The following is a 21,075-nucleotide window of genomic DNA, read 5'->3' on the forward strand; positions in this document are numbered from 1 at the left end:
AAAATTTATCGCTTCCGTAGCGGAATCCATAATTCTTCCTCCGATTCAGGGTCTTCGTTTTTATAGTTTTCACCCATTATGGCAAAATGGGGCCTATTATCCAAAAGATAACCTGAATTGGGAATCCAAGTTCCAAAAATATAGGCATAGGTCTTTGGTGCCTCGCTTGCCCTTCCCTTGTACAGGAAAACGGCATAAAGTCCTTCCGGGATTTCCAATAGTTCCATTGCATTTGGAATGCGATTCAAACCCGCTACCGGTACGGCGGCCCATTTTTCGAAGGTGTTGTTCAAATCAAAATGTTCAAAAAAAGAAATGTCTTCATAGACTTCGATTGAAAAGAGTTCCGGGCGCGACCTGTTTTGGATTTGTCCGATTTGGGGCATAAAACCCTGCCATAATTTTTGGGTCTTGTTGACGGCAAGAGACATTTTCACTCGCTTTCCAACAAATTTAGTCGTAGGGAACAATTCTATTCTAGGTTCCAAGAACAAGCTCTTTTTCGTCCAATTTAGCGGAATGAATTGATAACCGTATGCTATTCTTTTTCGGCTGATATGAATTTATAGACCAATCCGGCCAAAAGGGCACCTAAAATTGGCGCTACCCAAAACAGCCATAATTGGCCAACGGCCCAATCGCCCACAAATAAAGCCTGACTTGTACTTCTTGCGGGATTTACGGAGGTATTGGTTACGGGAATACTTATCAAATGGATAAGTGTAAGCCCCAATCCAATGGCCAATCCTGCAAATCCCTGGGCCGCTTTGGAATGTGTTGCCCCCAAAATAATGATTAAAAACATAAAGGTCATTACGATTTCGGTTACCAAGGCTGCGACCATGCATACCCTCCAGGAGAGTGTTCGCCATAGCCATTGGCAGCAAAACCGCCCAGTTCAAACCCAGGTTTACCACTTGCAATACCATAAAGGATACCGGCCCCGGCCAATCCGCCCAAAACCTGTGAAATGATATAAGGGAGTAGTTCCTTTTTGTCAAAACGGCCTCCTATCCAAAGCCCGATGGAAACAGCGGGATTAAGGTGGCATCCCGAAATGTGTCCGATGGCATAGGCCATGGTTAAGACGGTTAGGCCAAAAGCAAGGGCGACGCCTACAAACCCTATACCCAATTCTGGATAAGCGGCGGCCAAAACGGCACTTCCACAGCCTCCTAATACCAACCAAGCGGTTCCGATAAATTCTGCAACTAATTTTTTCATAATTTTTGGTGTTAATGGTTATTGTAGTATGTTTCTTTACGTTGAAATATAGTAAAATTGTGGGACAAACACCTATGAATCAATACGTATATGTGGCCCCGATCGTTCCAAGTGGTTAGCCACTAAAATTTAAGGAAGCACCTATCTCTTTGCTTTTTCTTAACGCCCTACCTCAAAGCATACCCTTTAATTAATCTTGGTTTAACCCAAAGTGTACGTTCCGCAAATACCTTTAAAACAAAAACTAATATGGAACGTAAACCTTTATCTAGAAGGGCCTTTTTGGCCAAATCCGTAATCGCCTCCGGAGGTATTATCCTAAGCTCTCAAATGTTGGCCTGTGTCAAGGATTTTCACGGGGACGGCAATCCACCGGATAAAATACCGCGTTTTCTTCATGGAGTGGGCAGTTTTGATCCCACGGCCGAAGCTGTCATTATCTGGACACGGTTTACACCAACTGCTGCAGAAGTAAGCAATGCCATCCTTATAAAATGGCAAGTAGCCACGGATTATGGTTTTGCCCAAATCATCCAGGAAGGTACGGAAACCACCACCAGGGAAGATGATTTTACCGTGGTAGTCGATGTTACCGGATTGCCTTCCAATGGCAAATATTATTATAGGTTTATGCATGAAAGCCTGGAAGAGGAATCGGTTATCGGTGAGACCCTTACCCTGCCATCCGCCGGGGAATCCCTCTCCAGTGTGAAGTTGGCTTTTTGCTCTTGCTCTAATTTCCCTACGGGCCTCTTCAATGTATATGATGCCATGGCAAAGAGCGATGCGGATGTCATCATACATCTGGGCGACTATATCTATGAATATGGCGAAGGCGGTTATGGTACCAATGATACTACCGAGTCCCTAAATCGGGTACACGACCCCACGAACGAAATCCTCACCTTGGAAGACTACCGCTTGCGTTATCGTCAATATCGTACGGATGAGGGCCTGCAATTGGCCCATCAGAAGAAGCCGTTTATAGTTGTATGGGACGATCATGAAATCACCAACGATGCCTATATGGATGGGGCGGAGAACCATGATGATTCCGAAGGCTCCTATGAAGAACGGAAACGTAGGGCGATACAGGTACATGGGGAATACTTGCCCATTCGCACAGATGACGGTGCGATAATTTATCGCAATTTCGAATTTGGTAGTTTGGTCAATTTAGTGATGTTGGATACCCGTATCATAGGTCGGGACAAACAATTGAGTTTTACGGATTTCTTTAATCCGGATGGCAGTTTCGACGCCGCTAGTTTCCAGGCGGCCCTTTTAAACCCTGATAGAAACCTGTTGGGCCCCGATCAACTTAGCTGGGTAGCCGGTGCCGTAGAGGGCAGTAGTGCCAAATGGCAGGTTTTGGGCCAACAGGTATTAATGGGTGCGATGACCGTACCCGCGGAATTATTGATTTTAATTGGCCAAGTGGCCGGAGGCGATACCTCTCCTGAGACCTTGGGCGCGCTGCAGACGGCCATTGGCGAACTTTCTGTCCTAAAGGGAAGGGCCTTGGCCGGCGACCCTACCTTGACCGAGGCGGAATTGGCACGATTGGCCTTTGTAGTACCGTATAACTTGGATGCCTGGGATGGATATCCCATAGAGCGGGAGCGGTTGTACGCTATTTTGAATGGTAGGAATACAGTAGTCCTGGCAGGAGATACCCACAATGCTTGGAACAATACCCTTAAGGATGCCTCAGGAAATATCATTGGGGAGGAGTTTGCATGTGCTTCGGTCACGTCTCCTGGTTTTGAAGGGATTTTTGGTGACGATCCGGCAACCATCCAAGGGATAGAGCAAGCCTTTACTCTTTTGATCGATAACCTCAATTATTTTGATGCCTCGCAACGCGGTTATGTGCTTGCGGAATTCTCAGAAGGCACGGCTACGGCCTCCTATCGTTTTGTGGATACCATTTCATCCCTTTCCTATTCGATAATGGAGGGGAGCACCAAAATGTATACTGTTTAATGGTATAGAGAATGCCTAAAAACCCAAATCTTGAAACCATCACGAGGTACGAAGTAATCCATGGCCTCTTAGGAAGAAACAAACGGATTACTTCACTTACTCGTAATAAAGAATAGCTTGGGTTTTTAGGCATTTCTTATGTCGTGGAAAGAGGCTATTGTCATTTGCCTCTTTTATCGTGGTTCCTTTCTTTTCCACGATGCTTTCTTTTGTGAAAATGCAATTTCTCCCACTTTTCATATTGTTCCGGGGAAAGGATGGCTTTCATTTCAGCCTTGTGCGCAATCTGATTGTCCAAACGTTCCAATTGCATTACGTAGCGTTCCTCTGAAGTAGGTTTCTTGGATTCACCGCTTTCTTTTTTCGCCTTGCGTTCTTCCATTTTGGCCTTCCTTAGTTTGGCATTCTCCAAGCTCAATACTTGGATTTGTTTTTGTTGTGCTTCATTGAGGTCTAGGGCCAAGGTCATTTTTTTGGTATGCAAGGTGGCTATTTGTTCCGGGGTCAGATCTTTCATGGCCGCCCTATGATGATTTTTTCGCCCTTCCTGTGCCATAGCGGTCGCTCCCGCTAATAGCATTGCTAATACTACTATTTTTTTCATGTCTTTAAATTTTATGATTTTCGGTAGTAGGACTCTAAGATTAAGGAGAGGTTTAATGGGACAGTGAAGTTTGTGAATTTTTTAACGAAACACAATCCGCGAGCGTCCAAAAAGAAAAGGTGCGGATAAAAATCCACACCTTTTGGTTACGTATTGATTTTGGTTGATTATTTCTGGGTATCTTCGAATACTTCGGTTTGAAGCGCATAATTTTCCGCATCTACCTTAACTATTTCTACGGACTCTTTTTGATTTTGCAGATTTTCTGGCTCCACGATGTAATAAACAGCGGCGGAAACCATAAAACAAGTGAAATAAAGTAAACTTTTGATTTTGGGGGACATAATTATTGATTTTTTTGATTCTTCCTCTAAGATACCCAAAGGAAATCCGCAAAAAGGACCAATGTTGTGAAATACATAACTTGATAGGGTGAACTGGCCAAATTCTGTGGTTGGCAAAACCCTGACTTTTCGATAATCCGCTTTCCATCCCTATAATCGGGTTTTTTGGTCTTTTGGTCTAGAAGATCCCAAAAGACTTAAAGTTTTCATAAAAGCGTAACACTTTGAATTTAGGGTAGTCTTATAGACAGAGAATCTTCATTTTAGAGTTAATTTGAATTAGTCAAAAAAGGGCTGGCCTAATAGCCGGCCCCTTTTTTCCGGAATTGATGAAACCCAATGCCCGCTCGAATGGAGAAAACAGAAATTAACAAAAAAATAACGCAAAAGTGGATGAACTCCATTTCGCAAAAATTAGGATGTAAAATTGATAAGAACGCAAAAAAAGTTAAACTGAAGTACGGGGTTGACAAAGAAGAGACTCTTCCATTGACAACCCGATTTCTGGACAGTTTTTGAAAATCTATCCGGAGCTTAAAACAAACAATAATTAGTTTTTATCGCGTTATATCCTTTCATACAATTAACCATATCGTTATGAGTTTTAAAAGAGTAACCTTAAGTATCGCAATGGGTCTATTATTTGCCAATGGAATATTGGCGAACCGACCTGAACAAGAATTTGACATTAATAGCATTACCTATATCGAGGAAGAAATCGAGATTGACCTCGGTTTTGACACAGCGGATTATTTGCCGGAAGGCTTCAATCCGTACACCGTATATTTCGACTTGAATTCTGTCTCTTATATGGAAGAGGAGGAACTTCCACAGCTCGAGGAATTAAAGATTTACTTGCCGGCTGATTTTGATGCCTATGCGAATCCGAGCTCAGTGGAAGGAATCAATTACATGGATTCCAGTGATGAAATTGAAATGGATTTCGACACGGCGGAATATCTACCGGAAGATTTTAACGTCTATCAGAGAAACTAAGAATGCATTAAAAAAGATGAACCGGCCCTGGGCAATTTGTCCGGGGCTTTCCTTTTTAAAAAAGAAAGGGCAATACAAATTGAAACATCAGGATTAAAAGTCCAACCGCGATAAGATTGAGTACTATTCCCACCCGGGCCATTTGATGCACCCTTATGTACCCACTTGCAAAGACGATAGCGTTGGGCGGAGTGGCCATGGGAAGCATAAAAGCGCAGCTACTTGCTATGGTTACCGGGATCAATAAATATAGGATAGGAATATCCAAGCCTATGGCAATACCGGCCACTACAGGGGCCAAAACGGCTACCAGAGCTACGTTGCTCATTAATTCGGTCATAAAAAGCATTAAAAAAATAAGTAAGGCCGCTGTAAGCAAAATGGAGATTTCACTGGCAGCTATGGCACTGGCTACCATATCCACGATACCGCTAACCGACATCCCCTTTGCCAAAGCCAAACCTCCACCGAAAAGTATGAGAATTCCCCAGGCCAATCTTGAAGTGTCGTTCCAATGGATTAAAAAATCACCTTTTCTCAAATTATAGGGTATTGAAAAAAGGGAGATAGCGGCAAACATACTAATAATGGTATCCGAGAGTCCTAGGGCAGGAAAGATTTTATTTATAAGCGTTCTAAAAATCCACAGAAAAACGGTAATCCCAAAAATGACCAGAACCATTTTTTCCTTACCACTTGTAGGGCCCAATTTTTGAAGCTCGGAATTAATGACCTCCCTGGATGCCATAAACTTCAACTGCTTATTGGGGAACATCCATTTCACCAATACCAAATAGCTAATGGCAATCATAACAAATGAAAAAGGAAGCCCTATAATCATCCATTTTAAAAAGGATATTTCGATGTTGTATTCATTTTCCAAAAGCCCGATCAATACGGAATTGGGAGGTGTGCCGATGACCGTGGCAATACCACCCGCGTTGGCAGAAAAGGCAATACCCAACATAACGCTCAAGGCAAAATTCTGATCGTTTTTGGTAAAGCCATCGGCATCGTTGATCAATAGTCCAATTACTGACATGGCAATGGGTAACATCACCACGGTGCTGGCCGTATTGCTGATCCACATACTTAAGGATGCTGTGGCGATCATAAACCCCAAGACCACTTTATTTGGGGTAGTTCCCGTCACTTTAATGATATTCAGGGCAATACGTTTATGTAGGTTTACCTTTTCCAAGGCCAGGGCCATGACAAAACCACCGAAGAAGAGGAACACTATGGGGCTACCGTAATTGGCACCCACATCGGCCATGGGCATTATTTTAAGCAAGGGAAACAGCAGCAAGGGCAAAAGGGCGGTCACCGAAATGGATACCGCTTCGGTAATCCACCAGATAACCATCCAAACCGCTACACCGATGACGGCATCTCCTTGTTCGGAAATTAGTTGAAAAGGCAGGTTGATTAGACTGAAAAATAAAATGGGCCCTAAAAAAAGACCTAGTTTTCTACTGATTTCCATGAAAGCGGATTAAAGCCCCTAAACTATGTCTTTTCTTTTGGTTTTGAAAATTTGGATCGGAGTGGACCGCTGGTTTTCCATCTCGATATATTCGTTACAGGCCTAATAAATAATGGAATCCGAAGGTATAGGTGGGAGCTCGTAATTCCCATAATCTATGGTGATCTGACCATCCTTTAGCGTTCGGACACCTTCTCCTTGTACCTGGGTGCCAAAGACATAGGCGACTTCCAACTTTTTGAATTCGGCCAAGTTTTGTAGATAGACTTCCTCCAGGTTGGATCCCGTTAAATTAATGGATTTAAGGTGTTCCAATGAAGCGAGCAATTCCATGTTTTTTCCGGTGATTCCCGTAGCATCCAATTTCAGTACGGTCAAGTTGGGAAGGGTCACCAATTTTTCAAAAATCGCATCCGTAATTTGGGTTCCCCCAAGATCCAATATGGCGATTTGCTCCCGGATAGGAAGTATTAATTCAAAATCGGAATCGGTAAAGGAAGGTTTGTTGATGCAGGAGACCTCAAGAAAATTAGAGGCTTTGCTAATGTTTTCTACATGGAATCCTTTGTTTTTTATACTGTTGATGGTGTCCTGTGAGGCGGTCGAGATCTGAATATCAGGATAATCGGCGTCATGTTTTTTCGGGAAAAACGATAAGAACAGCTCCTTTTCCATACCAAGCTCTTGGATAGTTCCCTCAAAGGGATTGCCAATGTTCAACCAAGCTCGGATCAACTCAACTTCTTCCGGGGTCGGTTGTCGTTTATCCTTGGGGGGCATATGATTCTCGTCTTCTTTAGGTAACACCAGTCGGGTATACAATTCACTCTTTTCGGGATTGTTGGTAACGATGATCTCCCCATTTTCCCCGCCTTTCAGGATTACCTCCGGATTATGCAATTGCAGTTCTCCTTTGGTTTTCTTTGGCCCGTGGCAACTTACACAATTGTTGTTTAAAATGGGACTTATGATATCATCATACATAGCGGCCTCTTGCCAATTTTCTTCGTTTAGGGTAATAACCTTTTCCTCAAAGGTCTCAAAACCCAAGGCCGATTTTATGTGATTGGGAAGGGGCTCTACCAAATAATCCTCACCGTGCGTTATGTTACCGCCTTGATGACCGGTAAAGGAAATCAATACAAAAAACAGCACCGATAATACTGCGATGGGAACCTTGCTCAAAAAATCGATTTGTTGTATTTCTTTTAACCGGACATACATCAAAAAGGCAAACAATGCTGTGGCGATGCCCGACCATAAATGCCATTTCACGGTATCAAACGCATAACCTTCACCGAGGTACTGCAAATACCCGGTAACGCAGGCCAAGGCTGCACTGATTCCGCCCCAGAGATACACCAATGGAACGATTTTGTCGTATTCTTTCCGCTTTCGGTCATACCATTGTAGCAACAACCCGAGAATGATAAACCCTATCGGTAGATGTACAATAAGAGGGTGAAGCCTACCCAGTACCTGTTTTAGAACGTCCATAAATCCTTTTGCTTAATCACTATTCAAACGTTCCTTTAATTGCGTCATCATATAGGTATTGGCATTCCATTGGTCTGCTACCGGAACGCGGGTATAGGGTAAAGTTGGCATATAATCGGCAGGACCGAACTCGGTAGTTATCGTGAACATATCCTCGGTTTCCCACTTTTTACGTATTACCTTTTCCCAGATATCCAGGTGTCGATTCAGTGCTTTTTTCCATTCCGGAGCCTTGGGATCGTTGACTTGGGGCCCTTCCGTATGCCCCACCCGGGCATGGATATGATACGATCGATTTAGGACTTCCTTTAGTTCTTCACCTTGATTTTCCAAGAGCGATTCATGGACAACCATCCAATGGCTGATGTCCAAGGTCAATTTCAAATCGGGAATTGCCTTCAAATAGGCCTGCGTATCAGGCAGGTTAAAACTGAACCGCCCCCTATGCGTCTCATGGTAAATAGGAATACCACTTTCTTCGGCCACTGTGTTGGCGGCATCAATAAAGGCCTTGTTCTGCTCAAAGGTATAGAAGTCGTTGCCCGTATGACAGTTGATGTAGGCCGGTTTCCAGGATAGTAAAACCTTAAAATGTTCCCTGTAGGATTTTAGGCTCTCTTTGAAGGGAAGTGATTTGTTGGTACCATTTAAAAACCCGACTTTGAGGCCATACTTTTTTAGTGCCGCCTTTAATTCGGTTTGGCTTTGTTCATTGGAGGGAAACCAAGTCTCTATTCCATCGTAACCGGATGCCTTGACACGTTCGCAGAAGGAATCCCAAGAAACACTTCTTCCCCAGTCAGTCTGGAAGAATTCAAGTTGTTTTTTCTGTTGTGAATGCGTGGTAAACGTTATAAAAAAAAGAACAAGGAGAAAACGTATTTTCATTTATTGGTTTGGTTATTTATTTTGAGCTCGTTCACCTGGCTTACCTCTTGCATTTCAATTTCCCCATATTTAACCTCTCCGTAGGATAGGTTTAAGACTACGCCAAAATCTCTCTGATAAGTTCGCCCTCTACATCGGTCAACCGAAAATGTCGGCCTTGAAATTCATAGGTAAATTGTTCGTGGTCAAAGCCCAGTAGGTGTAAAATGGTGGCATGGATATCATGTACCGAAACCCGACCTTCTATTCCGGAAAACCCGATATCGTCTGTCTTGCCATGGCAAACGCCTTTTTTGATACCACCTCCGGCCATCCACATGGTAAAGGCATCCCCATGATGGTCACGGCCCTTGTAGGCCATTTTTTTATTGCCCCGGTTTTCCTGCATGGGGGTTCTGCCAAACTCGCCGCCCCAGACCACCAAGGTTTCATCCAACAATCCTCGTTGTTTAAGATCCAGGATCAATGCAGCAATGGGCCGGTCTATTTCCCGACATTTATTGCGTAGGCCTAAATCAATCGATCCCTCACGGACATTCCCATGGGTATCCCATCCCCAGTCAAAAAGTTGTACGAAACGTACACCGTCCTCGACCAATTTACGGGCCAAAAGACAGTTATTGGCGAAGGATTCCTTGCCCGGTTCAACGCCGTACATCTGTTGAACATTTTCCGGTTCATTATTGATATTCATGACCTCCGGTACCGCGATTTGCATGCGGTAGGCCATTTCATATTGGTTGATACGGGCCAAGATTTCCGGATCGGCGTACTTGGCGTATTCTTCCTTATTGATTTTATTAATGGCATCAATGGTACTTTTTTTAAGATCTCGGGTCATGCCCTCTGGATCTTCTATATAGAGTACAGGGTCTCCTTTGGAACGACATTGGACACCCTGGTAAACAGATGGCAGGAATCCACTGCCCCAGACACTTTTTCCGGCATCGGGGGTATTGCCACCAGAGGTCAACACTACAAAACCCGGAAGATTTTGATTTGGAGAGCCCAATCCGTAGGTGGCCCAGGCACCGATACTTGGTCTGCCTAATCGGGCACTGCCCGTATGCATGAATAACTGTGCGGGGCCATGATTGAATTGATCGGTATGTACAGCCTTCAAAAAAGCGACTTCGTCCACCACCTTCTTAAAATGGGGCATAAAATTAGAGACCCAATTGCCCGATTCGCCCTCTTGCTTGAATTCGGCCTGGGGCCCCATCAGTTTTGGGGTACCCTTGATAAAGGCAAATTTCTTTCCTTCCAACAAAGACTGGGGGCAATCCTGTCCGTGATATTTTTGGAGTTCCGGTTTGTAATCGAACATTTCGAGCTGTGAGGGTGCTCCGGCCATATGTAAGTAAATGACCGACTTTACTTTTGGGGCAAATGGAGGTGCCAGGGTTGCCAAAGGGTTCAGGTCGCGTTCGGAAAACGCCATAGCGCTTTTGGGCTTAGCTTTTTCCAAAGGGTCGCATCCCATAAAAATGGAGCTCAACGCCAAACCACCCATACCTTGGGCACAACTTTTTATGAAGTGCCTACGGGTTTTGGCCTGTGTCTCCCGGACAATCTTTTCTTGGATCAATCTTTGGATACGGTCTTCCATGGGACTAGGCTTTTGTTAAAAATTCATCCAAATTCATAATGGCATTGGCCACCACGGTCAAGGCGCATAGTTCTGGAGTGGGTTTATCATCAAAATGCAAAAAAAGCGCATTGGCTTCTTCATTTTTCCTGAATTCCAATAATGATTCTTGGTACAATGCCTTTAACGCTTCCAATTTGTTCGGTGAAATATCAGTGTAGGTGGCCCTTTTATAACTTTGGGCGATACTTTTATCGATGTCATCCATAACCCTGGTATTCTTTGCAAGCGCATAGGATGCCTCCAAATAGACCGGATCATTCAAGGTTACCAAAGCCTGTAGGGGTGTATTGGTTACGATCCGGCGAATGGTGCAGACTTCCCTACTGCCGGCATCGAAGGTTAAAAATGAGGGGTAAGGACTTGTACGTTTCAAATAGGTGTAGACTCCTCTTCTATATCGGTCCTCTCCCTTGCTTTCCTCCCACTGGGCTCCGTTGTAAACGGTTTGCCAGACCCCATCGGGTTGGGGCGGCATAACGCCTGGGCCGTACATCTTGTCACTCAGAAGTCCGGAAACGGCCAATGCTTGATCGCGAATGGCCTCGGCCCCCAAACGAATCCTAGGGCCTCTGGCATACAATTCATTGTTCGGATCTTTCTGATGCATTTCCGGGGTGCTCTTCGAACTTTGACGATAAGTGCCCGATAACACAATTTCTTTTATCAACGCTTTCATGCTCCAGTTATGCTCGTTCATTAAGCGTAGTGAGAGCCAATCCAAAAGGGCAGGGTGGGAAGGGGCATCGGATTGCGAACCGATGTCCTCGATAGTGGCCACTAAGCCCCTGCCATAAATTTGGTGCCATATTCTATTTACTAAGGTACGGGCGGTCAGAGGATTTTTTTTGTCAACGATCCATTGGGAGAGGCCCAAGCGATCTTTGGGCCATTCCGGGTTCCATTCGCTAAGGCTTCCGGGAGTACTTGGTTGAACTGTATCGGTCTTGGATAGCCAGCTACCACGGTCAAAAACCTGGGTAGTGCGCTGCATATAGGATGGATTTTCGGCCAAAATGGGTACCGTCGTAGGCGTATTGGTATTCAAGGTCTTTAAAAAAGCCTTGTTTATTGAGGACCATCCGGGTTTGTCCTGCCCTGGCATATCCTCCAAAAACGCGATCCAATAGATATTGATAATATTGGCCTCCTTAGCCGCCGTATTATTCTGTGTTTCAATATAGAGATTGGTCTTACGGTCTATCTTCTTTATCGGAAATTGGGATGTTGTGTTATTTTTCGCCTTGTTGATGGTAAACTGCCCCAAAATAGGACCGTTGGCATCCCCCTCACGTATGGTCATCCGGGTCCCGTCATAGTGCGAACGATAATTTAAATATACATAACCGGCGTTGTTGGTATAGCCGTTTTCCAGCATACAGTTGCCATCGTCCCAAAGTACCACGGAGGCATGATCATCGTAGGATCCATTGGTAATTTCTTGAAAAAAGTGCGATTTATATACCGGTTCGGTAAACTGCATAAAGTCCTTGTAGGTTTTGTGCTGTTTTGGGGTGCCATTTTTGGCAATCCAATTCAGTACCTTGTCTACATCTTGCTGTTGTTTGGAATCATAGAATTTGAGTACCGGGCCTTCACTTGGGGTGTCTTCGTCCCTAGTGTTGTTAAAAAAGGCCATAAGCTTAAAATACTCCTCATGTTTAAACGGGTCGTAGGGATGACCATGGCACTGTACGCAGCCTATGGTGGTGCTCTGCCAGACCTCAAAAGTGGTATTCACTCTATCGATGACCGTGGCGATCCGATATTCCTCATCATCGGTGCCGCCCTCATCATTGTTCATGGTGTTTCTATGAAAGGCCGTGGCAATCAACTGATCGGTACTCGGGTCGGGTAAAAGGTCCCCGGCCAATTGTTCCAAAGTAAATTGGTCATAGGGCAAGTCTTTGTTAAAGGCATCGATAACCCAATCCCGATATTTCCAAATAGATCGGCCCATATCCTTCTCATAGCCTTTTGAATCCGCATATCGGGCCAGGTCCAACCACCAGGTCGCCCACTTTTCTCCATACGTCTTTTGTGCCAATAAGGTGTCCGTTAAGGCTTCGTAGGAAAGCGCTCCATTTTCGAACTCTTGTAATAGTTTCTTGCTAGGAGGTAGCCCCGTAAGATCCAAGGCGAGTCTTCTAGCAATAACATTTTTTTCGGCCGGGGGATTGGGTTCCACTTGCTCACTTTCCAGACGGGCCAGGATGAAATTATCAATGTTGTTCTGAAGAAATTCGGACGATTTTTCAAAAGTAAAACCCGCTTCATTGGTCCAGGTAGGGACATCCACTTTTTTGGGGAGCGAATACGCCCAATGTTCCCCCCATTCAGCCCCTTGGTCTATCCAGCGTGTCAGGAGGTCTATCTCCTCATCGGATAGTTTGGCTTTCTCATAAGGCATGCGAAGTTCGGGATCTTCTTCCTTCAATCGCTTAATAAACTCACTTCCCGAGGCATCCCCGGGAATGATGGCCGGCTTACCGGATTCGGTAATGGCAAAGGCCTCTTCCTCGAACAAAAGGCTAAACCCTCCGTTTTTTTTGACACCCCCATGACAGGTTATGCACTTGTTATTGAGAATGGGTTTTACCTGCGTGCTGAAGTCGACTTTTTCGGTAGGCTTAAACGAACTCCAAAGCAGGGCAAGGGCAACCAAGGCCATACCAATGCATACTCCTATATAAATCTTCCTTTTCATTTACAATCCAATGATTTGGAACGGCTTATAAATATAGGGATATTTTGAAAAATCGGGTTTTAAAATTACGCAACACTGTGCAACTAAAACCTGATTTTTTAAAGGGTAGGATTTTAATCTTTAAGTGTTACAATTTTGGAGTCGCCTTCGACGATGACTTTTACAAGCCCGTTTTTGGAAAGCGCCTTCATGGATTTGTCCCATTTTTTGCCACTGAGTCCGGCCTGGGATTTGAGTTCGTTCAGGTCCTTACTTCCTTCCGGCTTTAAAAGGGCTACTATCGTCTTTTCTTCCTCGGTCAGCTCCACCTGCTTTTTCTCCGGCCGCATCTGTGGGAAGAACAACACCTCCTGAATGGAGGAATTATCGGTCAGGAGCATTACCAAACGGTCTATACCAATACCTATACCGGAAGTTGGGGGCATACCATATTCCAGGGCCCGCAGAAAATCCTGGTCAATGAACATGGCCTCGTCATCCCCTTTTTCGGACAATTTTAACTGCTCTTCAAAACGTTCGCGCTGGTCAATGGGATCATTTAGTTCAGAATAAGCATTGGCTATTTCCTTTCCATTGATCATGAGTTCAAAGCGTTCCGTCAAGGCCGGATCGGTACGGTGCTCCTTGGTCAAGGGACTCATCTCTTTGGGATAATCGATGATAAAGGTGGGTTGTACATAATGGTGCTCACAGGTTGCGCCAAAAATCTCATCAATCAATTTACCTACACCCATGGTTTCATCCACTTCTATCTGTAACTTCTGGGCTACTTCCCTAAGTTGGGCCTCATCCATACCTGCCACATCAAAACCCGTGTGTATCCTAATGGCTTCCAAAATGGGAACCCGGGGATAAGGAGCCTTAAAGTCGATTTCTTGTTCGCCTACTTTTACTTTTGTGGTGCCGTTGGCATCCAGGGCCACTTTTTCCAATAATTGTTCGGTGGTTTCCATCATCCAGTTGTAGTCCTTGTAGGCCACATATAATTCCATTATCGTGAATTCGGGATTATGGGTGCGATCCATACCTTCGTTCCTAAAATCCTTGGCGAATTCATAGACCCCTTCAAAGCCACCGACAATAAGGCGCTTTAAATACAGTTCGTTGGCGATTCTTAGGTACAGCGGGATGTCCAACGCATTATGGTGGGTCAGGAACGGACGGGCAGCAGCACCTCCAGGGATCGGCTGTAAAATTGGGGTCTCTACTTCCAAATAACCCTTGGTATTTAAAAATTCCCGAATGCTATTGGTAATCTTGGTTCTCTTGATAAAAGTCTCCTTAACGGATGGATTTACCACCAAATCCACATAGCGTTGGCGATAACGCAGTTCCGGATCGTTGAATTCATCATAAATGTTTCCTTCAGCATCTTTCTTGGGCAAGGGTAGGGGACGAAGTGCCTTGCTCAACAAGGTGAAATCCTTCACCATCACTGTTTTTTCCCCCACTTTGGTAGTAAAAAGCTCCCCTTCCACACCAATGAAATCGCCTATATCCAGTAATTTTTTGTACACCTCGTTATATAGCGTCTTGTCCTCGTCCGGACAAATTTCATCCCGATTGAAGTATACCTGGATTCGGCCGAAACTATCCTGTAGTTCCGCAAAGGAAGCTTTTCCTTGGATACGGCGCGACATCAACCGGCCCGAAATGACTACGTCTCTTCCTTCGCGATAGTGTTCCTTAATATGCTTCGAGGATGTATTTACGGGATACAGCGCAGCCGGATATGGGTTTATGCCCATTTCCCTTAACTTGTCCAATTTCTCCCTTCTTATGATTTCCTGCTCCGAAAGTTGCATGTGCATTTGGTTAAGGCTGCAAATATATACTGTTTACGTCAATCTTTCAATTTGGATATGACACTGGGAACAATCCGATTCAGAAACATTTGATAGGCCTTTTCCGAAAGATGCAGATGGTCTCCTGCGACCAAGGAAGTATCTTCAAGACCGTTCCTGGAAATGTCCGTAATATCCACAAATGGGATACCATTCTGCTCGGCAATTGTGGCCGCAAAATTGTTGTAAACATCAATTTCCTGCGATATGTTCTCAAAACCCAAGTCCTGTCCGAACGGGGTATAGGAATAATCCGGGATGGATAGTACCGTTACCCGATCGGGGTCGTTACCGGCCAAATCCAATGCCCTGTTCAAGAGTCTAGGAAACTCGTCCTCGTATTGTGAAAAGGGACGATTTTGAAATTGATTGTTTACCCCGATCAATAAAGTGACCAAGTCGTAGCTATCTTCCAGTGTCTCCTCCTCCAGGGCATCGATTAAATTGTCCGTACGCCATCCTGCCGTAGCGACTACTTGCACCGAAACCCCTCTGTTGAGTTCTTGGGCCAGGGCTCGTTGTAGTTGACGGGGAAAGCTTTGTAATGTATCTATACCGGTTCCTGCCGTATAGCTATCGCCTAGTGCAAGGTATCGGATAGTAGCGGTGGATTGTCTGTTTCGTTCGGGTTCCATCCTTTCGAAATCCATTGCGGCATCTGTACTGCAGGCAGGCCCAAGTACTGCGAAGAATGCAATTAAAAGAAGATTACCTTTCAATAGTCGGCCAAACATTTTGTATTCTTAATTATACAGAGGTACGAATGGCAAAAGTACGCCGAAAAATTAGTTTTGTAGTTGGACTCCCGAGCAAAGCAACTATTGAAAGGTAAGTAAGAAAAGGGGCTATCGTTTTTTTATAGCATAGTTAGGCACATATGCGCCTCCATTTAAGATGAGCGCCAAATCTTCCTCAAGGGACTCTACGGGACTTTCCACAATTCTGTTTATTTCCGTTCCATTTTTCAGGAAAAGCATCGTAGGCACCTTTTTGATATTCTTGCCCTTTTCTTCACCCCCTGGACTTTTTTTGTACCAACCTTTTCTTCGATCCAATGCTATGATTTCCAAATTTTCCAGAGGGAAATCGGCTTCCTTCAGGATTTTGATAAATCGGGGCACTTCACGCCTGCTATCCCCGCACCAGGTACCTAAAAAGAGTTGTATTTCATAATCGGCCAGTTTCTGCTTAAAAAGCTGTAGTAAGGTTTCATCTACCCCATAATCCTGATAGGATTTCTGGTACCAATCCCGATAGGGTTCCTTTTCAAAAGCTTCCAATGTAATTTTTCCCAGAAGGAATGACTTCCCATCTTCCAGAATGATCTCTTGATTTTGGCCAAACAAACCCACGGACAATAATGTCAAAAATAGGAATACGCTAGTTTTCATGATTTTTCGATTTAAAGTTTAGATTTCGAAAATCACGGATAAACGATTAGGTGCAAAAAAAACGGCGTTGGAAATAGGGACTAGACCCCGGGTGGATTTTCAATTTTGATTCTCGAACAACCCCTTAATATCCTCTCTTTTGGAGACATTCAATTTTTTGTACAAATTGTTGATATGTGTCTTTACGGTACTGACGCTGATAAAAAGGTCCGTTGCAATTTCCTTGTTGGTCTTTTCCTTTAAAATTTCGCTTACAATTTTCTGTTCCTGATAGGTGAGTTTTTCCAGGATACCCTTTTTGGCAGTTGCTTTGGATTTTTTTCTTTGGAGCAACAAGTAAAGATTCAGTAGTATAGAAAGCATCAGGATGAAGGCCAAAATCCATTTCCCTGTAAAAAACATTGTGCCCTTACCCGAAGCAATTTGTCTGTCCAGGGCAATTTCATTTTCATAAAGTCGGGTATAATTAGTTTCGGGATACTTATTCTTCAAACGATTCAGTAAATCATCGTAATAGGGATTGGCGTTCAGATTTTTTAGATAATAGGGGTAGGTCTCGTTTCTTCTATCCGATAAAAAGTCATAAACAAATAGTTCTGCCAAGGGCTCGTTAAGGCCAATACCAAATTCCTGAAGGCTCGTAAACCATTTCTCCGAATTGATTTTTTTGTTGGCTTCACTATTAAAATCATTGAAATCCACGATCATTTCTTCCTTTAGGAACTCTATTTCCTGGAGATTGTCGGAAGAGGGGTTCGTAGAAGCGATCTGACAAAATGTTTGTCCATTGGCCGATTTTGAGAAGTTTAAGGTATCCGTGTTATTAGCGATAAAAAGTATACTCTGGCTAAAATCACAGACCCCAAGTATGTGCGGATTTGGTTTGGGTTCCATGTCGCAACCATCCAGATGTAGTCTATAAATTCGATTTTCTTCCGGAAGATTGCTTCCCTTAAAACTGAACCTGCCTAATGAGTCGACCTCTGTTTTTCGAATAATCTGATCCATATAGATTCGGGAAAGTTTTCTGTAATCCTCAATGTAGGAGAGATACACCGTCTTACCTTCATCAAGGTTTATTTGTCCGTCAAAACGATATTGCCCCTGACTTTTAAGGATAGTGAAACAGATTAGAAAAAACAATATTCTTGTAGGCATAAATTACGTGACCAATAAGGAATAAAAATACAGGTTTTGCGTAACAAATGGAGTTAAATTGCGTCCTATAGGTACATCAATCAAAAGAAATTGGAAAATGGGTTGTTTCAGAGTCTTATTGGCCATCTTATTTCCGCCCTTGTCCGTTATCGATCAGGGATGCGGATCTATTCTTATTGTCTTTTTACTCACCTTATGTGGATGGGTCCCTGGGGTAATAGCTGCTCTTGTAATCTTGAATAATCCGAATTAGAAACCCTTACCTAAGCTACTTTGGCGGAGAATCATAATGTATTCATAAGAAATACAAAAGTGACCCTATCATCGTATCTTTGCCTTTATGAATAAAAAGGTGGCCATACAGGATTTGGGATTTCATGACTACAAGAAGACATGGGAGTATCAGGAGATACTTTTCCAGGAAATCGTAGACCTTAAAATCAAAAATAGAAGACAAGGGTTCACATTAAGTACACCCAATCATTTCTTGTTTGTGGAACACCCCCATGTGTATACCTTGGGCAAGAGTGGGAACATCGATAATTTGTTGGTGGACGAAAAACAACTGGCCAAAAAAGGGGCCAAGTTCTACAGAATAAATCGTGGGGGGGATATCACCTATCATGGTCCTGGACAGATTGTGGGCTATCCGATCTTGGATTTGGACAACTTCTTTACCGATATCCATAAATACCTTCGATTTTTGGAGGAAATGGTCATTTTAACCTTGGCCGAATATGGACTAAAAGGGGAGCGTTCCGAAGGGGAAACCGGAGTATGGTTGGATGTCGGTACTCCCTTTGCCCGCAAAATCTGCGCCCTGGGCGTTCGTGCCAGCCGATGGGTTACCATGCACGGCTTTGCATTGAACGTAAATACGGATTTAGGCTATTTTGACCATATGATCCCTTGTGGTATTCAGGATAAGGCCGTTACTTCCTTAAATGTGGAATTGGGAAAAAGCGAAGTGGAAATGGAGCTGGTAAAACCAAAATTGCTCAAGCATTTTGAGGTGCTCTTCGAAGCGGAATTGATCCAACAAAAAGCCAGAGTGTAAACCCTGGCTTCCCTCAAAATCTATTTTTTCCTTTACTTGCTCAACTGGGTAAGTGCCATACTGTTGGTGACGGTTCCATTTTTATCATAGGTTTCTTGTTTGACCATACCGATGTCTTCTGCCACCCATAAGCGGGACGGGAAGGTCTGGGTCGCGCCCATGGTCTTGGATTGGGTATCGTTGTAAAGCACATAACAATCAAAAGTACCGGCAGGTGTGGTCACGTTTTCTTGTTTCTCCACTTTGCGATTGATCATGTTCACCTCGATGTTCATGTTTACACCGGCCATACTTATGGCCATGGTTACATTGGCATCATTCAGGGTTTGGCCTACGCTTAAGTCGTTTGGCAGTTCTATGTCCGTACCGGTGATCTCATATTCCATATCCTTGAACTGACTGGTCATCGCTTCTGGGAGCAGGGAATTATAGTCAATTTTAATGCCCTTTCCGGTACAGATATAGGTATAATCCGAGGTAAAAACTTCCTTTCCCTTTTTATCGGCGAACTTCATGGACATCGTTGCACGGGTCTCGCCACCCGAATTGTCCACTTTGGTAATCGTATAGTCGGTAACGCCCTCACTCTTTCCCTTTTTATTGTACATGGTGTATTGAAACGTAGTCCCCTCTACCAAAGGATAGTATTTACTGCAACTGTCTTGGGATAACATGGTATGTGTCCCAAACAGTACAGCCAGGGTCAACCCCAGTATGGTCTTTTTCATAGCTAAATACTTGTATTATTGTTTGATAAACTCAACCCTTCTATTCTGGGCCTTTCCGTCTGCCGTACCATTATCGCCTACCGGTTCGGTCTCGCCTTTGCCTTCGGTCATTAACCGATCTGAGGAAACATTATATACGGAAACCAGGGCATTTTTTACGGCATCTGCCCTTTTTTTGGACAGTTCCATATTGGAGGCGTCATTGCCATCGGCATCGGTATGCCCCACAATTTTAAGCTTCATAGAAGCTTCCTGTTGAAGGACTTGGGATATTTGCCGAATGACCCCCATGGATTGAGGCTTTAGATTGGCCGAACCCGATTCGAACAAAATTGCGTTGGTCGATATTTTACCCTCCGAAATCAATTTACGGCGCAGATCCACACCTCCTTCGGCCACTTTGAGATTGGTGATAAACACCTTTTCTTTTCCATCCTTAAAATTGTTCATGTGAAATTTCACGGTATGCAATACAGCTCCGGCGGGTAATAATCTAGGTACGTCCAAATATTTAACCTCGTTGATCCAGAGTCTAAAGCGCTGTTTGTTGGCGGCTATCGATACGTGTGGCATATCCAGGATTTCATCCCGTAAATCAGCTTTGACCGTACTGCGTATCTCCCTTTTTCCATTGATCCTGTTTTCAACGGTGACCCCGATCGCCGCATACTGACAGAACGGGATTTCGGCATAGGCATAGTTTGTTCCCTCTTTAAATTTGTCGTCATCACTTAAGGTAACCCTAAGTTGTGCCGTGGAAGAGGTTTGCCTATCTAGGCCTACGGCACCTATATCAAATTCAATGGTGTATTCCTCCGGCAGTTTTGGCACATCGGGCACATAATAAATGTTATAACCTGATTTAAGTTCGAGCCATTTTTGGGGCGAATCGCCCATAGTAATGATTTCCCCTCCCGCATTGGTATTCCACTTTGAGGGGAAATCCCCAATGAAGTCGTTTGCAAAATCATCAAAAAACATTATTTTATCTCCGGGAACAAAATCGAACTTGCTATAGACCGTAATCGATTTTTCGGCAGTTTGTCCCATTCCTGAATTACCATCGCTGGTCCCACCGCCCGAACTGGAACCGGAAGTATTGGGTTCCGTACTTTGCGGAATAGGATTTCCTCCCTGACCATTTCCCTTGGAACCAGGTTCTAGAATACTGTCCAGCACTTGGTCGGTTTTTTCCGTAGTCTCTTTGTCAACCCTTCGTTCCACGGCTCTTTCAGCGGCTTTCTCGGCACGTTTGCCCAGCTTTTTCAGAAATTGGGCATTTGTGGTCTGTACAAACCCAAATAGAAGAAAAAAGATGCCTACTATCTTAATGGTTTTACCTAATTTTTCCATGACTATAGTACTAAATTGCTGTTTTTTAAAAATACAAAATATCCTTCACCGCTGATGTGCGTTTATACTTACGGAGCATTTTAGGTCCGGACTTTACACTTCTGCATATCACAGTTTTTTAATGCCTCTCTAAAATTGTGAAGATTTAGGGGGAAATTTTATGC

At 43.9% G+C, this 21,075-nt stretch carries 18 protein-coding genes and 1 pseudogene; 4 read left to right on the top strand and 15 right to left on the bottom strand.

Annotated features, from left to right (window positions below; all coding sequences use genetic code 11):
* Nucleotides 1-5 precede the first annotated feature (5 nt).
* Together ACO06Y_RS09190 and aqpZ are read right to left on the bottom strand one after the other, a co-directional pair.
* Nucleotides 6-494 (bottom strand): GyrI-like domain-containing protein, encoded by a 489-nt coding sequence (locus ACO06Y_RS09190; protein ID WP_422083545.1) that lies wholly within the window; start codon nt 492-494, stop codon nt 6-8.
* Nucleotides 495-538: 44 nt separating this feature from the next.
* Nucleotides 539-1,224, bottom strand: a pseudogene (aqpZ, locus tag ACO06Y_RS09195) (aquaporin Z).
* Nucleotides 1,225-1,473: 249 nt separating this feature from the next.
* Here aqpZ and ACO06Y_RS09200 point away from each other — a divergent pair.
* Nucleotides 1,474-3,210, top strand: a complete 1,737-nt coding sequence (locus ACO06Y_RS09200; protein WP_422083546.1) for an alkaline phosphatase D family protein — start codon at nt 1,474-1,476, stop codon at nt 3,208-3,210.
* A gap of 160 nt (nt 3,211-3,370) precedes the next feature.
* Here ACO06Y_RS09200 and ACO06Y_RS09205 read toward each other — a convergent pair whose 3' ends face one another.
* Both ACO06Y_RS09205 and ACO06Y_RS09210 read right to left on the bottom strand, forming a co-directional pair.
* A complete protein-coding gene (locus ACO06Y_RS09205) occupies nt 3,371-3,814 on the bottom strand; it encodes a Spy/CpxP family protein refolding chaperone (protein ID WP_422083547.1) in 444 nt (147 codons plus the stop codon).
* A gap of 167 nt (nt 3,815-3,981) precedes the next feature.
* Nucleotides 3,982-4,158 carry a hypothetical protein gene (locus tag ACO06Y_RS09210; RefSeq protein WP_422083548.1) on the bottom strand — a complete coding sequence of 59 codons (177 nt, stop codon included), beginning with the start codon at nt 4,156-4,158 and terminating at the stop codon, nt 3,982-3,984.
* Between the two features lie 597 nt (nt 4,159-4,755).
* Here ACO06Y_RS09210 and ACO06Y_RS09215 point away from each other — a divergent pair.
* Nucleotides 4,756-5,154 (top strand): hypothetical protein, encoded by a 399-nt coding sequence (locus tag ACO06Y_RS09215; protein WP_422083549.1) that lies wholly within the window; start codon nt 4,756-4,758, stop codon nt 5,152-5,154.
* Nucleotides 5,155-5,209: 55 nt separating this feature from the next.
* Here ACO06Y_RS09215 and ACO06Y_RS09220 read toward each other — a convergent pair whose 3' ends face one another.
* From ACO06Y_RS09220 to ACO06Y_RS09260, 9 genes are all read right to left on the bottom strand, one after another.
* Entirely contained in the window at nt 5,210-6,640 is a 1,431-nt protein-coding gene (locus ACO06Y_RS09220) for an SLC13 family permease (protein WP_422083550.1), read from the bottom strand.
* Between the two features lie 102 nt (nt 6,641-6,742).
* Nucleotides 6,743-8,137: a c-type cytochrome domain-containing protein gene (locus ACO06Y_RS09225; RefSeq protein WP_422083551.1), complete on the bottom strand. Its 1,395-nt coding sequence runs from the start codon at nt 8,135-8,137 to the stop codon at nt 6,743-6,745.
* Between the two features lie 12 nt (nt 8,138-8,149).
* Nucleotides 8,150-9,025, bottom strand: a complete 876-nt coding sequence (locus ACO06Y_RS09230) for a sugar phosphate isomerase/epimerase family protein (RefSeq protein ID WP_422083552.1) — start codon at nt 9,023-9,025, stop codon at nt 8,150-8,152.
* Nucleotides 9,026-9,122: 97 nt separating this feature from the next.
* The gene (locus ACO06Y_RS09235) at nt 9,123-10,634 is read right to left on the bottom strand and encodes a DUF1501 domain-containing protein (RefSeq protein WP_422083553.1); all 1,512 of its coding nucleotides are present in this window, start codon (nt 10,632-10,634) and stop codon (nt 9,123-9,125) included.
* A 4-nt stretch (nt 10,635-10,638) separates the two neighbouring features.
* Nucleotides 10,639-13,380, bottom strand: coding sequence for a PSD1 and planctomycete cytochrome C domain-containing protein (locus ACO06Y_RS09240; RefSeq protein ID WP_422083554.1), 2,742 nt, complete (start codon nt 13,378-13,380; stop codon nt 10,639-10,641).
* Nucleotides 13,381-13,493: 113 nt separating this feature from the next.
* Nucleotides 13,494-15,185, bottom strand: coding sequence for a lysine--tRNA ligase (gene lysS, locus ACO06Y_RS09245; protein WP_422083555.1), 1,692 nt, complete (start codon nt 15,183-15,185; stop codon nt 13,494-13,496).
* 38 nt (nt 15,186-15,223) lie between these two features.
* Complete coding sequence (locus ACO06Y_RS09250; protein ID WP_422083556.1) at nt 15,224-15,943, bottom strand: SGNH/GDSL hydrolase family protein; 720 nt, start codon at nt 15,941-15,943, stop codon at nt 15,224-15,226.
* A gap of 126 nt (nt 15,944-16,069) precedes the next feature.
* Nucleotides 16,070-16,615: a thioredoxin family protein gene (locus tag ACO06Y_RS09255; RefSeq protein ID WP_422083557.1), complete on the bottom strand. Its 546-nt coding sequence runs from the start codon at nt 16,613-16,615 to the stop codon at nt 16,070-16,072.
* A 99-nt stretch (nt 16,616-16,714) separates the two neighbouring features.
* Nucleotides 16,715-17,773 (bottom strand): response regulator transcription factor, encoded by a 1,059-nt coding sequence (locus ACO06Y_RS09260; protein WP_422083558.1) that lies wholly within the window; start codon nt 17,771-17,773, stop codon nt 16,715-16,717.
* Nucleotides 17,774-17,870: 97 nt separating this feature from the next.
* Here ACO06Y_RS09260 and ACO06Y_RS09265 point away from each other — a divergent pair, with 97 nt between their 5' ends.
* A complete protein-coding gene (locus tag ACO06Y_RS09265) occupies nt 17,871-18,026 on the top strand; it encodes a YqaE/Pmp3 family membrane protein (RefSeq protein ID WP_299529707.1) in 156 nt (51 codons plus the stop codon).
* A gap of 87 nt (nt 18,027-18,113) precedes the next feature.
* The gene (gene lipB, locus ACO06Y_RS09270) at nt 18,114-18,830 is read left to right on the top strand and encodes a lipoyl(octanoyl) transferase LipB (RefSeq protein WP_422083559.1); all 717 of its coding nucleotides are present in this window, start codon (nt 18,114-18,116) and stop codon (nt 18,828-18,830) included.
* Nucleotides 18,831-18,862: 32 nt separating this feature from the next.
* On the opposite strand, the gene ACO06Y_RS09275 is transcribed toward lipB, so the two are convergent.
* Nucleotides 18,863-19,558 (bottom strand): hypothetical protein, encoded by a 696-nt coding sequence (locus ACO06Y_RS09275; RefSeq protein WP_422083560.1) that lies wholly within the window; start codon nt 19,556-19,558, stop codon nt 18,863-18,865.
* A 15-nt stretch (nt 19,559-19,573) separates the two neighbouring features.
* Nucleotides 19,574-20,911: an OmpA family protein gene (locus ACO06Y_RS09280; RefSeq protein WP_422083561.1), complete on the bottom strand. Its 1,338-nt coding sequence runs from the start codon at nt 20,909-20,911 to the stop codon at nt 19,574-19,576.
* Between the last annotated feature and the right edge of the window lie 164 nt (nt 20,912-21,075).

It is taken from the genome of Ulvibacterium sp. (genome assembly GCF_965228935.1).
Taxonomy (GTDB): Bacteria; Bacteroidota; Bacteroidia; order Flavobacteriales; family Flavobacteriaceae; genus Ulvibacterium.

Bases quoted from the DNA above. Each gene is read 5' to 3' on its own strand.
- ACO06Y_RS09200 (WP_422083546.1), top strand. From the start codon at position 1,474: ATGGAACGTAAACCTTTATCTAGAAGGGCCTTTTTGGCCAAATCCGTA.
- ACO06Y_RS09205 (WP_422083547.1), bottom strand. From the start codon at position 3,814: ATGAAAAAAATAGTAGTATTAGCAATGCTATTAGCGGGAGCGACCGCT.
- ACO06Y_RS09210 (WP_422083548.1), bottom strand. From the start codon at position 4,158: ATGTCCCCCAAAATCAAAAGTTTACTTTATTTCACTTGTTTTATGGTT.
- ACO06Y_RS09215 (WP_422083549.1), top strand. From the start codon at position 4,756: ATGAGTTTTAAAAGAGTAACCTTAAGTATCGCAATGGGTCTATTATTT.
- ACO06Y_RS09220 (WP_422083550.1), bottom strand. From the start codon at position 6,640: ATGGAAATCAGTAGAAAACTAGGTCTTTTTTTAGGGCCCATTTTATTT.
- ACO06Y_RS09225 (WP_422083551.1), bottom strand. From the start codon at position 8,137: ATGGACGTTCTAAAACAGGTACTGGGTAGGCTTCACCCTCTTATTGTA.
- ACO06Y_RS09230 (WP_422083552.1), bottom strand. From the start codon at position 9,025: ATGAAAATACGTTTTCTCCTTGTTCTTTTTTTTATAACGTTTACCACG.
- ACO06Y_RS09235 (WP_422083553.1), bottom strand. From the start codon at position 10,634: ATGGAAGACCGTATCCAAAGATTGATCCAAGAAAAGATTGTCCGGGAG.
- ACO06Y_RS09240 (WP_422083554.1), bottom strand. From the start codon at position 13,380: ATGAAAAGGAAGATTTATATAGGAGTATGCATTGGTATGGCCTTGGTT.
- lysS (WP_422083555.1), bottom strand. From the start codon at position 15,185: ATGCAACTTTCGGAGCAGGAAATCATAAGAAGGGAGAAATTGGACAAG.
- ACO06Y_RS09255 (WP_422083557.1), bottom strand. From the start codon at position 16,615: ATGAAAACTAGCGTATTCCTATTTTTGACATTATTGTCCGTGGGTTTG.
- ACO06Y_RS09260 (WP_422083558.1), bottom strand. From the start codon at position 17,773: ATGCCTACAAGAATATTGTTTTTTCTAATCTGTTTCACTATCCTTAAA.
- ACO06Y_RS09265 (WP_299529707.1), top strand. From the start codon at position 17,871: ATGGGTTGTTTCAGAGTCTTATTGGCCATCTTATTTCCGCCCTTGTCC.
- lipB (WP_422083559.1), top strand. From the start codon at position 18,114: ATGAATAAAAAGGTGGCCATACAGGATTTGGGATTTCATGACTACAAG.
- ACO06Y_RS09275 (WP_422083560.1), bottom strand. From the start codon at position 19,558: ATGAAAAAGACCATACTGGGGTTGACCCTGGCTGTACTGTTTGGGACA.
- ACO06Y_RS09280 (WP_422083561.1), bottom strand. From the start codon at position 20,911: ATGGAAAAATTAGGTAAAACCATTAAGATAGTAGGCATCTTTTTTCTT.